This window comes from Okeania sp. (assembly GCF_983059655.1).
On the sequence record NZ_CEZPJD010000090.1, the window covers coordinates 1 to 16,076 of the forward strand.

7 protein-coding genes are annotated in these 16,076 nt (G+C 37.7%); 2 read left to right on the plus strand and 5 right to left on the minus strand.

Translation table 11 applies throughout. The annotated features are described in order from the left end of the window. Positions 1–37: 37 nt before the first annotated feature. From AC3DU7_RS07965 to AC3DU7_RS07985, 5 genes are all read right to left on the minus strand, one after another. The gene (locus AC3DU7_RS07965) at positions 38–613 is read right to left on the minus strand and encodes a hypothetical protein (protein WP_488038818.1); all 576 of its coding nucleotides are present in this window, start codon (positions 611–613) and stop codon (positions 38–40) included. A gap of 23 nt (positions 614–636) precedes the next feature. Continuing rightward, positions 637–972, minus strand: a complete 336-nt coding sequence (locus tag AC3DU7_RS07970) for a Uma2 family endonuclease (protein ID WP_488038819.1) — start codon at positions 970–972, stop codon at positions 637–639. Continuing rightward, positions 947–1,198 carry a Uma2 family endonuclease gene (locus AC3DU7_RS07975; RefSeq protein WP_488038820.1) on the minus strand — a complete coding sequence of 84 codons (252 nt, stop codon included), beginning with the start codon at positions 1,196–1,198 and terminating at the stop codon, positions 947–949. The genes AC3DU7_RS07970 and AC3DU7_RS07975 overlap by 26 nt, the downstream gene beginning before the upstream one ends. Positions 1,199–1,739: 541 nt before the next feature. Next, the gene (locus tag AC3DU7_RS07980) at positions 1,740–3,095 is read right to left on the minus strand and encodes a vWA domain-containing protein (protein WP_488038821.1); all 1,356 of its coding nucleotides are present in this window, start codon (positions 3,093–3,095) and stop codon (positions 1,740–1,742) included. Continuing rightward, complete coding sequence (locus tag AC3DU7_RS07985) at positions 3,058–4,176, minus strand: hypothetical protein (protein ID WP_488038822.1); 1,119 nt, start codon at positions 4,174–4,176, stop codon at positions 3,058–3,060. The genes AC3DU7_RS07980 and AC3DU7_RS07985 overlap by 38 nt, the downstream gene beginning before the upstream one ends. A gap of 874 nt (positions 4,177–5,050) precedes the next feature. Here AC3DU7_RS07985 and AC3DU7_RS07990 point away from each other — a divergent pair. Both AC3DU7_RS07990 and AC3DU7_RS07995 read left to right on the plus strand, forming a co-directional pair. After that, positions 5,051–10,456 (plus strand): trifunctional serine/threonine-protein kinase/ATP-binding protein/sensor histidine kinase, encoded by a 5,406-nt coding sequence (locus AC3DU7_RS07990; protein WP_488038823.1) that lies wholly within the window; start codon positions 5,051–5,053, stop codon positions 10,454–10,456. Positions 10,457–10,643: 187 nt separating this feature from the next. After that, positions 10,644–15,962: a trifunctional serine/threonine-protein kinase/ATP-binding protein/sensor histidine kinase gene (locus tag AC3DU7_RS07995; protein ID WP_488038824.1), complete on the plus strand. Its 5,319-nt coding sequence runs from the start codon at positions 10,644–10,646 to the stop codon at positions 15,960–15,962. Positions 15,963–16,076 lie beyond the last annotated feature (114 nt).

Here is a 16,076-nt window from a genome sequence, read left to right on the forward strand (position 1 = left end):
TAATTCCAGTGAGAATTGCTACTAAAATTATCATTAACTATTCTAAATCATTAGGTACTCGATATAAATTTAGATCTTGCTTAACTTGCTTTTCTTGTCGTTTCAACAGAGCAAATTGCCAAATCTTCCCGATAGAAACAGCTCCATATAATAAATTTTGTTCTGCTTCTATTCCTTGATCGAGAGCAATTAACTCAACTGCCAATTGCTTAAAGCCTTTTTCTAAATTTTCATCCTTTGCCTCAATAACTAACAAATTATTTCCTGCTTGTAAAAAATAATCTAGAGAACCTTTGAGCTGAGGTGAAACTTCTAAAGGATACGAAACTTTAAGTTTTGCCTGACAATAATCTACTAATTCTATTAATACTGGAGCAATTAAAAATTCTCGCCTTGCCATCTCACTATCTAAAGTAATATAGGGAAGACTTTTCCGAAATCTTTGCTTAAGATTTTCTACCCCATCAACTTGCTGTTGAGACTTTGGCAAAACCAACTCTTCTGTTATTAATTGATAACCAAAATAATTTAATATATCTTCCGGGTAATAATTGAATTTGAAATAATCTGAAAAGTTACAACTATCAGGTAATGTAATTGATATATTTTTCATGAGTTTTGCCGGAATATTCTTGTTTAATTAATTAATTGATTCATTACCCCTAAAATATTGAACTTGATATTCATCATCAATAAGCCGATAAATAGAAATAGTTGGCTTTTTGGATTGCCAATATAACGATAACCACCTATCCCTAAATAATCGACAATCCAATATTCATTAATGCCAATTTCCTCATAATCTCTTAATTTACTTAAATAATCATCTCGCCAATTACTACTGATAATTTCTATTACGAAGGGAATTGATTCTCCTTTTGTTAGGGTTGAAGATTTTTCCCACAAAGGTTCGTCTTTAAGAGCATTTCTATCTACAACTAATACATCAGGTAAATAACCACTTATTTTCATTGGGTACTTTTACTAATGCTTGTTTTGGCAAAAAATATGATAGTTTATTCTGTCTAAAAAAAACAGCCAATTCAACTGCTAAAAATCCTGAAATTTCTTCATGTTTTCCTTTTGTTGGCATTTCTACAATCATTCCCTTCTGTAATTCAGAAGGCCCTTTTTCTGGTTTCCAATCAAGAAATTCATTAAAGGTTATTAATTTAGGTAACGCTTGATTATGTATCATCTTAATTAACTTCAAATTATTGATAGGGAATAGGGAATAGGAAGTTAACGAAGTCAGAAGTCATATCATGTCCGGTAGTATCGGTCTTGTATAGTAAATAGGGAACACCGGAGCTGGGAACAGGCAAGAAAAAAACTTAAATTTCCTGTAGATATCCACGCTAACTTTTACACAAACAATACCAACGGACATGATATCAGAAGTTATTTTTGTCACGGGGATTTGAGAAACTCTCCAAAAATATTTCGCCTTAAAAAGCGGGGTAGCGTACCCATACTATTTTGATAAAATTGTTTATTTCATATATTGAATTGATTTAATTAACACTTTTGTGAGAGGTATATTTTTGACTTTTGACTTTTAATTAATAACTTCTCCCCTTTAAATGTTAAATAATTTCCTAAAATTATTGTAGCATCAAAGTTTTGAGCTAATAAAATCTAACTTTTAACTTTTAACTTTTAACTTTTAATTTTTGACTTTTAACTTTTAACTTCTCTTCCTTCTTCCTCCTGCCTTCTGCCTTCTGCCCTCTGCCTTCTTACTGATACTCTCGCTTAATTGATTTTGCCCACAACAAAAATGGTATTACACCACCACCTAATAATATTGCTAAAGTAAATAAGAAAATGATTAGTCTAGTCAAAAAAGGTAGGGAGCGCGACACCCAAGGAAATACATAAGGTTGTTGTTCTGAGTCTACTGAAATATTGGGTAAATTGAGACTAACTTGCACATTATGTAAGGAACCACGGTCGGCATTTATTGGCTGAATATAGTTAATATGATACTCATCAAATAAAGCCTCTAAAAATTCGGTCAAACTTGCAGAAATATCCTCAGCATTACCAGAAAATTCAGCAATACCATTAGTTACTCCTGCAATTTGTTGTAATCGTTTTTGATCGACAAATTCTTCAGCAGCAAGTTCGGTTAATTCTTCAGAATTATTAATTTTTTTTCCTCCTCTCACACTAATATCTCTAATAGTAGGAAGTTCCTCTAAATCATATTTTTCCTGCAATTGTTGGGGAGTCAAACCATAACCCAAAGTATGGACAGTAATATTAGGATAACTTTTCAACATAAACACAAGTTTTTCAAAGTCTTGTGCTTCTAATTCTGGTTCATTTTCTCTATTGCCATAAATACTATGATAGCCATCAGAAAGTAAAATTATCGAACGTCTTGGTTGAGATAAATTAGAATTTGGGCGTGGGTTAAAACGAGTATCTTCGGAATTACCAAAAAATTGTACTGCCTGACGCAAAGGTTCATAAATATCTGTAGCTGCACAAAGATTATCCAGTTGATTTTCTAGTTTTTTCAGAGATTGTTCAACCTTTCTATTACCTGCTAAAACAAAATTATCCAGCTCTTTTTTAGTCACTTTATTTCCGGGACAATTTTGACCCCCTTTGCCAAAAGGAACAATAGAAATTTTGGTATTTTCTCCCTTGTCCGCTAAATCTTGATTGAATTTTCTAATCGCAGCGATCGCTCCTTCTAATTTAGTTTTTTCCCCACTACTATCTAATTGCTTCATACTGCCACTAAAATCTAATAAAACAATTACCCAAGCAGGAGGTAATTCTTGAGGCTGAGGAATTTTCCAATTAATATCAATGGGATTTAAGGTTTGACATTCTGGAGCTTTAGGGTCTGTTTTAGGGGGACAAACTATTAAATTAAAGTTCTCTTTTTGTAGATCTCTCACTGGTTTATTCTTTTGGTCATAAGCTTTGAGTCGCAGGGTAACTTTACCTTCATTACGTTCAGGAATAGCTTCAATAATTTCCACATTTTTGACTTGAGCAAAGCTAGGATTAATGTAGGAAATTACTATTAACAAAGATAGACTAACCTTGCGGGTCCAAGAAGCGATTGTAGTAGACAAATCTGAATATTTTTTTACCATTATAGCCCTCATTTTCGGCATAAAATGCAATTAAATCGTTATGTTTTAGTTTGATTGGCGTACTTTCTTTCAGGCGATCGCCTTGATATTCTATTCTATTAAAAAACTTGATATTAGGTACTAAAATTGTTTGGCTAGATGCTAAGTCTAAGTCAGCAATATGCAGTGGCAAACCAGGGATACAGATATCTACGCCAAATTGTTGATTTCCCATGATTTTTAACTGGGCCGAACCAATTTTAATTTTACCCCTTGCTGGTAATTGAATTGATAATCCTTCCTCAATTTTATCGACTAAATCATTACTCACAAATTTAATTCTGGGTGATAATTCTTTCTGAATATGAGGATAATTTCCTGGTGTTTCAGACTGATTAAAATTGACATTTTCAGTATATTCAAAACCAGCTCCAGCTCTCAGGGCAACTAGATGACTAGGAGAGGTAGAAAAACTCAAGACTAAACCTAATAAACCACCTAATAAAGAAAAACCTATTGTGTCTTCCCAAACTTGTAATGCTGTAGGTATTCCATCCATTTGTTGTCGTATCCATTCAAAGATAATTGCTGCAATTAAAGCGGTCAAAATACTGGTACTCAAACTAATAGTAAGTCGCTGCAAAAAACGCCGTTTATCCCCTGCTTCTATACTACGCCAGCGCCAAGTAAAACCTTCAGCTAAACCCACTGCTCCACCAATTAAAATCCATCCGACTATTCTGACAAATTTATCAGGTACAGTTATAACTTTATCTCGTAGTTGTGGATTGAGTAATATTTGTACTAATCCTCCAGAAGCAAGACCGATTAATAATCCTAATCCGGCGGCAATACTCAGGGGTATTATACCTCTGTTGAAGTTGCGCTTAAATCGAGTAGGATTGCTTAAAAATATATCTGTTGCAACTATACCAACTGCTAAAGAAATTGCCACACAAGGAAATAATGCTAATTCAGGAAATTTTTGTAACCAGCCTAAATCGCTGAGAATAAATTGCCCTATACTCCAGCCGATTAATGCTGATGTAATTCCTGATAGAATATATAGATATATTCTCATAATTTATAATTAATTTTAATTTAGATAGAGTTAGAACCAGCAGGTAATATCATATCCGGTTAAATATTTTAGTGGAAGGAAGACAGAGGGCAGAAGGCAGAAGGGAAAAAAAGGTTCAAAGGTATAAGGTTTTTTTATCACTGATTATCCGGACATGATATAATTACCAAATATAAAAGTTTTGAATCTTTTGGATTTTAAATAGTATCTTCCAGAATGTCAATAGTATGTTGATAGAAATAAAGAAGTCACAGCAGGGATTTTTAATACAGATTAGACGAAATCAATGTTTATAAATGAGCATTTAGCCTAATTTTAGATGATTCAGGGTATAGAAAGAGTGGTAATTTGATGGCAACAGTAGACAGGCAATACATAAGTAAGACAGATAATGGAATTGTTACCGAAAAATTGTGGTTTAAAACCTCACCTGTTAAGGGGATAATAAATAAAATTTTTCATGATTAATCAATCCTCTCCTTGAAAATAAGAGGCAATTAGGGTTTGCTGAAGAAGTCTTATAGGTGAGGGTCTAAGTCAGGATGAAGAGGAATTATAGAGGAGATAGTAGGAAGAATAATCCCTTTATTTTCCTGCTTAATTCCTGACAAAAATCTTAATTTTTTTAACCTTTACTACCTAAAATCTCGCACTTTTTGATACTTAAAAATGCTAAAACCTTTATCTGTAAATACTTTTAGATTTAATCAGCAAGCCCTAATGATTAATTATTGAACGTAACCACTCATTGATTTTGGGGAGATATCTGAGTATTTTCGGAGATGTCTAAGAGTTGGACTGTCCGAAAAAAACGAATTAAAATAGGTATATATATGATCAAAATTAGACTCAAAAGAAAAACAAATTTAGCCAAATGATGGAGACAAAAACAATTAAAGTCGCTAATTATCAAACCTTTGAACTCATCCACAAAAGCGAACGTACTCTAGTCTATCGCGGTAGAAATATCGATAGTGGGCAACCTGTAATTATCAAATTAATGGGTCAGGAATATCCGTCTTTTAACGAATTAGTCCAGTTTAGAAATCAATACGCTATTGCCAAAAATCTAGACATCCCCGGTATTGTAAAACCAGACTCACTCTTGCGTTACAACAATGGCTATGCTCTAATCATGGAAGATATAGGAGCCATCTCCCTTGCAGAATATCAAGGCCAGTTTTCTATATCTATTGGACAAGTATTGCAAATAGCTATTCAAATAGCAGAAATTCTGCACCATCTCCATCAAAATCAAATTATTCATAAAGATATCAAACCAGCCAATATATTAATTGATCCGGAAACAAAGGAAATAAAATTAATAGATTTTAGTATCTCATCGTTACTGCCCAAAGAAACCCAAAGTTTGCAAACTCCCAATGTTTTAGAAGGAACCTTGGCTTATATTTCTCCCGAACAAACTGGCAGAATGAATAGAGGCATAGACTATCGCAGTGATTTTTACTCACTAGGAGTAACCTTTTATGAACTGCTGACAGGAAAACGTCCCTTTGAAAGTGAAGACCCCCTGGAATTGGTTCACGCACACATTGCTAAAACACCTCCGAAAATTCCTGAAAGCCAAGTGCCGAAAGTCTTAGCTAATATTGTGTTGAAATTGATGGCCAAAAATTCAGAAGAGCGGTATCAAAGTGCATTGGGGCTAAGATATGACCTGGAAAAATGTAGGGTTCAATATCTTGAAACTGGGAAAATAGAACAGTTTGTCTTGGGAGAAAAAGACCTATGCGATCGCTTCCTCATCCCTGAAAAACTCTATGGCAGGGAAAAAGAAGTACAAAGTTTGCTTGATGGCTTTGAAAGAGTAGCAGCAGGACAAACAGAAATGATGTTGGTAGCAGGATATTCCGGCATAGGTAAAACCGCCGTAGTGAATGAAATACATAAACCAATCACCAGACAGAAAGGGTACTTTATCAAAGGAAAATTTGACCAATTTAATCGCAATATTCCCTTTTCTGCTTTTGTGCAAGCATTCCGAGACTTAATGGGGCAATTACTGGGAGAAGCTGATGCCGAATTGAAACAGTGGAAAGCCAAAATATTAGAAGCATTGGGAGAAAATGGGCAAGTTATGATTGATGTCATTCCCGAACTCAAAAGGATTATTGGAGAACAGCCTCTTGTACCCGAACTCTCTGGCAGTGATGCTCAGAACCGCTTTAACCTCCTGTTTGAGAAATTTATCGCCGTATTCACAAGCATTGAGCATCCCTTAACTCTATTTCTGGATGATTTGCAATGGGCGGACTCAGCATCATTAAATTTGCTGAAAGTGCTGATGGGGAATAATCAGATAGGATATTTGCTGCTGTTGGGAGCATATCGAGATAACGAAGTATTCCTGGCTCATCCGTTGATGTTAACTTTGGGGGAGTTGGAGAAGCGGTGCGATCCCGCGTCGGCGAAAGACGCAAGGGAACGCGCACCAAGAGAACAACAAACAACAATTTCAACTATTACCCTTGCTCCCTTATCGTTGCCTCATATCAATCAATTGGTGGCTGAAACCCTGAGTTGTGAAGTCGATTTAGCAGCATCTTTAACAGATTTAGTATATCAAAAGACGAAAGGCAATCCATTTTTTACCACCCAATTCTTAAAAGGATTGCATGAGGATGAGTTAATTACTTTTAATCAAAGTTTGGGATATTGGGAATGTGATTTGGTGAAGGTACAAGATGCAGCTATCACGGATGATGTGGTAGAATTTATGGCGCGACGGTTGCATAAGTTGCCGGAAGAAACCCAAAATGTTCTGAAATTAGCAGCCTGCATTGGCAACCAGTTTGACTTAGAGACCTTAGCAATTATCTACGAAACCCCACCAGAGGAAGTCGCTACCAATCTTTGGAGTGCCTTACGAGAAGGATTAATTTTACCTCAGAGCGAAGCCTATAAATTTTTCCAAGAATGGGAAAAAGACCAAGAAAAAACAGAGGGGATTGCAGTAGGTTATCGCTTCCTGCACGATCGCGTGCAACAAGCTGCTTATTCTTTAATTGCTACTGGAGAAGAAAAAGTAACGCATTTAAAAATAGGAAAATCATTATTAGAAAAAACATCTAATGACCAACAAGAAAACAAGCTCTTTGATATAGTCAATCATTTAAACATTGGTATTGATCTAGTGACTAGCCATAGCGATCGTAATACTATGGTCTTGTTGAACTTAAGAGCCAGCCAAAAAGCAAAAACTTCAACCGCCTATGCAGGGGCGAGTCGTTATTTGGCTATCGCTATGGATCTACTGCCTGAAAATTCCTGGGAGACCCAATACGATCTGACGCTAAAGCTCTATGAGGAAAGAGCAGAAATAGAGTATTTAAAAGGAGACTTGACTACTTCACAGAAATACATAAAAGAAATTATTGCTCTTGCTAAAAAAGACGTGGAAAAAGCCAGAATTCATAAACTACTCATTGTTCAATATGCGGCAATAGCTGACTTTGAAGCGTCAATTCAGGCGGGTTGTACAGGATTACAACTTTTAGGTATTGATTTCCCCAAACAGAACCTATCTGAAGCCGTTGAACACGAACACTCTTTAGCAGAAAAAATTTTAGGACAACGCGATATTAGCGAACTAGCTCAACTTCCAGAAATTGAGGATGCCAAGATCGAGGTTGCCATCAGCTTATTACTAGCTATGGAGCCAGTGGGATATTTCTACAAATTAGATATTTGGGCATTAGCAGCTCTGAAAAGCGCTCATTTGTTGATAAAATATGGAAATACTGTTGAATCTGCTCCTACTTATGTGCAGTATGGTTTATATTTTAATATTTATTTAGGACGATATCGTACTGGATATAAGTTCGGTCGTCTTGGTATTGAGTTAAGTGAAAGATATTTCAATAAAAGTCATCAAAGTACGATTTACTGTGTCTTTGGACTGTGCTTGATCCCTTGGATAGAACCAGCAAAAATCAGCAAAAACCTTTCGTTAACAGGTTATAATTCGGGGCTAGAACATGGCAATTTACAATGGGCAGGTTATAATCTTTCATATCGTTTATTTATGCTAATTTTCGCAGGAGATAATATACAAGATACTTTGAAAGCAGTTGAAATCTGCCTAGCTTTTGGTGAAAAAAGACAAGATCGAGTCGTAATTGATATCGCAATATCGTGTCAGAAATTACTTTCCAAACTCGATGCTGTAGAATTTACAGAAACAGAAGCGGAGCGGCAAGACGAATCAAATTTTCTCGCAACAAGCACCTCTGTTCCTCAGTACCTGATTCTTAAATCACAGATACTTTACTTACAAAATCAACCTCAAAAATCCCTAGATTCTGTAGTCAAGGCAAAAAGTGTAATTAGATCGATCAAAGGTACTATTTCGGTAGTAGAACATAACTTTTACTATTCTCTGAGTTTGCTTGCATTGCACAAACCTGGTTCAATAGAGGTCAATTCATCCGATTGGCAACAAGTTATTGATAATCAAAAACAAATGAACATCTGGGCGGATAATTGCCCAGAAAATTTCTTGCATCGCTATCTAATTGTTGCTGCGGAAATGGCTCGGGTATCATGCCAGAGACTTGAAGCAATAGAACTCTATGATCGTGCGATTTCTGAAGCTAAAAGTAATGAGTATATACAAAACGAAGCCCTCGCTAACGAACTCGCAGCTAAATTTTACCTGGACTGGGGCAAAGAAAAATATGCTGCAATTCATATGCAGGAAGCCTATTACTGCTATGCCTGTTGGGGAGCCAAAGCAAAAGTCAAAGACCTCGAAAAAAATTACTCCCAACTGTTAAAACCAATTTTACAGCGTACTAACACTTCTACCAATTCAGGGATGGGTATGTCCAATTCTCATACTCATACTCAAACTTCAACCACCACCAACATTTCCTCCCTTCTTGATTTCTCCTCCCTCTTGAAAGCCTCCCGCAGCCTTTCCCAAGAAATTGACCTCAAGCGTGCCATCGCTAACTTCATCCAAGTTATCAAAGAAAATGCCGGAGCTGAAAACGTTGCCCTTATGCTATTTCAAGCAGATACTCTGATGCTAACAGCCTACGCTACAGGAACAGAAATGTCTGTAATCAACATTCCCGTTGACATAACTAACAATGTCCCCTTAACCCTTGTTAATCAAGTCAAAAACACACGGGAACACCTCGTCTTAGATAATGCCAAAGAAGACAGTGACTATAACCGAGATGACTACATCCAAAAACATCAACCACAGTCAGTATTATGTATACCTTTAATTGACCGATGTCAACTCATAGGCATTCTCTACTTGGAAAATAATCAAGTATCGGGAGCATTTACCAGTGATCGCACAGAAATGTTGAATTTGCTCTGTTCCCAAGCAGCGATCGCACTGCAAAACGCCCAATTATATGGCAAAGAACAACTTGCACGGAACGAGTTACAACAAGCCTTAACAGATTTACAACAAGCACAATTGCAATTAGTTCAAAGTGAAAAAATGGCAACATTGGGCAATCTGGTAGCAGGAGTTGCCCACGAAATTAATAATCCTGTTGGCTTTATTGGTGGCAATATCGATCCAGCACAAGGATATTTGCAAGATTTGCTATCAATCCTTTCTCTCTATGAAGAAAATGCCTCCCTGCCAGAATCTATTGCCGAACAAATTGAAGACCTTGATTCCGATTTTATTAGGGAAGATTTCCCGAAACTGATAGCATCAATGAAAGAGGGATGCGATGTCATTCGTAATATCAGCAGATCTCTGCGAACATTTTCCCGTACAGATACTGTCAGCAAAACTGAGTTTAATCTGCACGAAGGAATAGATAGCACCTTATTAATCTTGAAATATCGCCTCAAAGCAAACGATAAAAGACCTGCTATTGAAATTGTGAAAAAATATGGAGATATCCCGGAAGTGAAATGTTATCCGGGGCAACTAAATCAAGTGTTTATGAATTTATTAGCAAATGCCATTGATGCTTTAGATGAAAGCAATGAAGGGAAAACATTTGTCGAGATAGAAAAACAACCAAATCAGATTACCATTGCCACGGAATTGAACGAAGACAATAAGAGCGTTATTGTGGAAATTGTTGACAACGGCATGGGAATGCCTGAAGAAGTCAAAACCAGACTATTCGAGCAAGGATTTACCACCAAAGGAGTAGGCAAAGGAACAGGTTTGGGCATGGCGATCGCTCATCAAATCGTCACAGAAAAACACGGTGGTAAAATTACCTGTAATTCCATAGTGGGGCAAGGTACAATTTTTACAATCATGATTCCTAGATAAAATATTGCTTTCCTGGAAACTGACTATAACTATCTTTCTTTTGGGGAGCGATCGCAATTCATTAATTTTGGGGATATATCTGAGTATTTTCGGAGATATCTAAGAGTTGGACTGTCCGAAAAAAAGGAATTAAAATAGGTATAGATATGATAAATCAGAAACTCAAAAGACAAACAAACCAAGCCAAATGGTAGAGACAAAAATAATTAAAGTCGCTAATTATCAAGCCCTTGAACTCATCCACGAAAGCGAACGCACTCTAGTCTATCGTGGTATAAATTTGGAGAGCAAGCAATCCGTAGTAGTCAAATTAATGGCTCAGGAATATCCATCCTTTAACGAATTAGTCCAGTTTAGAAATCAATACGCCATTGCCAAAAATCTAGACCTTCCCGGTATTGTTAAGCAATACTCACTCTTGCGTTACAATAATGGCTATGCTCTCATCATGGAAGACATAGGAGCCATATCCCTCATAGAATATCAACGCCAGTTGTCTGTATCCGTTGAACAATTTTGGGAAATTGCTCTGCAAATAACAGAAATTTTGCACCATCTGCATCAAAATCAAATTATTCATAAAGATATCAAACCAGCAAATATATTAATTCATCCAGAAACAAAAGAAATAAAATTAATCGATTTTAGTATCTCATCGTTACTACCGAAAGAAACCCAAAGTTTGCAAACCCCCAATGTCTTAGAAGGAACTCTAGCCTATATTTCACCAGAACAAACAGGCAGAATGAATAGAGGCATAGACTATCGCAGCGATTTTTATTCTCTAGGAGTAACCTTTTACCAACTCTTAACAGGAAAACTCCCCTTTGAAAGTGAAGACCCCCTGGAATTGGTTCACGCACACATAGCCAAAATACCTCCGAAAATTCCTGAGACCAAAGTCCCGATCCCCCTGGCGGATATAGTGTTAAAATTGATGGCCAAAAATTCAGAAGAGCGGTATCAAAGTGCTTTGGGGCTAAAATATGACCTGGAAAAATGTTATGTTCAATATCAACAGACCGGGAAAATAGAGCAGTTTGTCTTGGGAGAGCAGGATTTATGCGATCGCTTTTTAATCCCAGAAAAACTCTATGGACGGGAAAAAGAAGTACACACTTTGCTGAATGCCTTTGAAAGAGTAGCAAAAGGACAAACAGAAATGATGCTGGTAGCCGGATTTTCTGGCATAGGGAAAACCGCTGTGGTGAACGAAGTCCACAAACCGATAACCAGACAGAAAGGATACTTTATTAAAGGCAAATTCGACCAATTCAATCGTAACATTCCCTTCTCTGCCTTTGTTATCGCCTTTCGAGACTTAATGGGACAATTACTGGGAGAATCTGATGCCCAATTGCAAAAGTGGAAAGGAAAAATCCTAGAAGCAGTGGGAGAAAATGGGCAAGTTCTCATTGATGTGATTCCCGAACTCCAAAGGATTATTGGGGAACAGCCCCCTGTGCTGGAACTTTCTGGAAGTGCAGCCCAGAACCGCTTTAACCTCCTGTTTCAGAAATTTATTGCGATTTTTACAACTATTGAGCATCCCTTAACCCTATTTCTTGATGACTTGCAATGGGCAGACTCAGCATCATTAAACTTGCTGAAAGTGCTGATGGGAGGAACTCAGACAGGATATTTGCTGCTGTTGGGAGCTTATAGAGATAACGAAGTCTTCCCCGCACATCCATTGATGTTATGTTTGGCAGAGTTGGAGAAGCAGGAAGCAGTAATTTCCACAGTTACTCTAGCCCCCTTATCTGTGAATCATATAAATCAATTGGTGGGGGAAACCCTCAGTTGTTCACCAGAGTTAGCCACACCTTTAACAGATTTAGTCTATCAAAAGACGAAAGGCAATCCCTTTTTTACAACTCAGTTCTTAAAAGGATTGCACGAGGATAAGTTGATTACTTTTAATCAAAATTTAGGATATTGGGAATGCGATTTGGTGCAGGTGCGAGAAGCAGCTCTCACCGATGATGTAGTGGAATTTATGGCGGGACGATTGCACAAGTTACCTGATGCTACCCAGGAAGTGTTGAAATTAGCTGCTTGTATTGGTAATCAATTTGATTTAGAGATTTTAGGCATTATCTGTGAAGCTCCCAGCGAAGAAGTAGCTGCTAATCTTTGGAGTGCCTTGCAAAGTCGTCTCATTTTACCCCAGAGTGAAGCCTATAAGTTTTTCCAGGGATGGGAAAAAGATGAAGGTCAAAGTCAGAAAATCCTAGTGAGTTATAGCTTTCTGCACGATCGCGTGCAACAAGCTGCCTATGCTTTAATTGGGGATGACCGCAAGCAAATGACCCACCTGAACATTGGGCGTTTGTTATTGCAGACAATTTCTCCAGGGGAACAGGAAAAAAATCTCTTCAAAATTGTCAATCAGTTGAATATGGGGATTTCCTTAATCAAGCAACCAAGGGAACAAGAAGAGCTAGCACAATTGAATTTAGTGGCTGCACGGAAAGCTAAATCTTCTGCTGCTTACAATGCGGCTACAAGCTACTTAAATATAGCAATTGACCTACTACATACTGAGATGATTTCTACTGAGCCATGGCACACTCACTATGGATTGATGCTACCATTACACAATTTACTGGCTGAAGTAAGTTATCTCAACGGCGAATATGAAGCATCACAGCAACAGACACAAAAAGTTATTGATAATACTAAAGATATCCAAGATCAAGTTAAAGCCTACGAAATCAGGATCTCACTATCAGTAGCACAAGGTCAGTGTCCGATGGCTTTGGATGTTGGGTTAGAAATATTGAGCTTACTTGATGTTTCTCTCGACGATGCTCCCTTACCAGACATCGATATCGATCGCCTCTACACTCTACCTGCAATTACCAGTCCCAAAATTATTGCCGCTTTAAGTATTCTCAGTAAATTATGGGCACCTGCCTTTATTGCTAATCCCCAGTTGCTACCATCGATTGTTTTAACGATGCTTAACCTGTCTGTAACCTATGGTAACTCAGCAAAAGCAGCATTTGCCTATGCACTTTACGGGATGCTGCTCTGTGGCAAGATGACGGATATTGAATTGGGCTACAGTTTTGGAAAACTAGCACTGCATACCCTTGAACGATATGAAGATGCGGAACTAACCTGCAAAGTAAATCAACTCTTCCATGCCTTTATTCGCAACTGGAAAGAGTTAGCCCGCGAGCGCATTGGATGTCTGGCCGATAACGTATTAACGGGCTTAGAAAATGGTGACATTGAGTTTGCTTGTTATTCTGCGATTAACTATTGCGATAACCTTTGCGTAATCGGCGAATCCCTCACCGTTATTCACCAAAAACAAACCTACTACATTGAGCTGATCGAGAGTCTCAAGCAAGAATTTCAATACTTTGCTGCCACAATCTGGGGACAGTTCGTTGAAAATTTAATGGGTATGGCTGTCGAGCCAACAAAGCTTGTGGGAAAGAGGTTTGACGAATCTACAAAAATTCCCAAACTTCAAGAGAAGGGAGCAATTACTTTCTTGTTCTTTGTCTATACTGCTAAAACTATTCTCAATTATTTGTTTAATGATTATGAACAAGCCCTAATTCATTCTCAGTCGGCAATTAATTATGAAAAAGGTGGAGAGGGAATGTTACCAATGACTCAGATTTCACTGTATCGGGCATTAGCAGGGTTAGCCCTGTACCCTACTGTAGATTCTCAAAGGCAGACTCAAATTCTAGACGAGGTGAAAACTCATCAACAACGCCTAGAATTATGGACAAATCACGCCCCGGAAAATTTTCAGCATAAACTAGATTTGGTTGCTGCGGAAAAGGCCAGAATTCTGAGTCATCGAGAAGAAGCAATAGAGTTATACGATCGCGCTATAGCCGGAGCCAAAGAAAACGAATATATTCAAGAAGAAGCCCTCGCTAACGAACTGTTTGCGAAATTCTATCTCGATTGGGGCAAAAAAAAATATGCAGCCCTTCACATGCAAGAAGCTTATTATTGTTATGCCCGTTGGGGAGCCAAAGCTAAAATCGAGGACTTAGAAAAATGCTATCCTCAGCTACTCCAACCTATTCTCCAGCAACCTAAAATGGGATTAACCCCCCACAGTATCTCGAGCTACTTCAGCACGAACACCATCGCCAGTACCACTGATGCAGTGAGATTATTGGACTTAGCAGCTTTAATGAAAGCCTCTCGCACCTTATCGCGAGACATGGACAGCAAGCGCGTCATTGCTAATTTAATGCAGATTATTTTAGAAAATGCCGGAGCCGAAACCGCAGCCTTGATTTTATTTAACGATGACAAATTAGGGTTAGAGGCACAAATTATCAACGGAGAAATTGACCAAAAAGACTCCATCCCAGTAGAGGAAACCAACCAAGTTCCCTTGGAGATAGTCAATACAGTCAAACACACCCAAATGCCTCTGATTTTAGACGATGCTCGTCAAGAAACCTTATATCAAGGAGACCCTTATATTCAAAACCATCAACCCCGTTCTCTGCTCTGTTTGCCCTTGCAAGACCGCGGACAACTCCGAGGCATCCTTTACCTCGAAAATAATCAATCCACGTGTGCTTTTACCCAAGATAGAGTCGAAGTTCTCTCTTTACTCTGCGCTCAGGCGGCAATTACCCTAGAAAATGCTCGCCTTTATCAAGAATCCTGTAAAGCCCTAGAAATGCAAGAGGAACTCCACGAACTACAACGCACCCAACTGACTCTTATTCAAAGTGAAAAAATGTTTAGTTTGGGCAAAATGGTAGCAGGAATTGCCCATGAAATCAACAATCCTATCAGTTTTATTCATGGAAATATCGATCATGCCAACGAATATATGGAACAAGTGCTGGAATTACTTGCCCTATATCAAAGCCACTATCCTCAGCCTCACCAGGATATTGAAATCGCCATAGAGGAGATGGATTTAGAGTTTCTGCGTTCTGACTTTGAAAAACTTTTAAAATCTATGGAAAATGGGAGCGAACGCATCACAAAAATCGTGACATCTCTACGCACCTTTGCACGTCTGGATGAGTCACAATTCAAACGTGTAGATTTACATAAAGGGATTGAAAGTACTTTAACGATTTTACAAAATAGGTTGCAAAAACAGGAAAAACGAGCAGAAATTCAAGTAGTTAAAGACTATGGAGAATTACCTTTAGTGGAATGTTATGCCGGACAATTAAACCAAGTGTTTATGAATATACTGAATAATGCCATTGATGCTTTGGAGGAATGCTCTGAGCAAAATTCTCTAGCCCTGAGCATTCGCACGGAAACGGATGGAAAACAAGTGAAAATTACGATCGCTGACAATGGAGTGGGCATGAGCAAAGAAACACAAAAGCGACTTTTCGATCCTTTTTTTAGTACAAAAGAAGTGGGGAAAGGGACAGGATTGGGGTTAGCGATCGCTCATCAAATAATCATAGAAAAACATGGTGGTATGATTACCTGTAATTCAAAAGTTGGGCAAGGTACAACTTTTACAATTATGATTCCTACATAAAATCTGGTTTTCCTAGAAACTGGCTATAATACCAAGCGTGATAAATGTTTGTTACAAATGGTAGAATTCATTAATGGATAATGGATAATTGATAATTACCTCTGGTTAAAACCG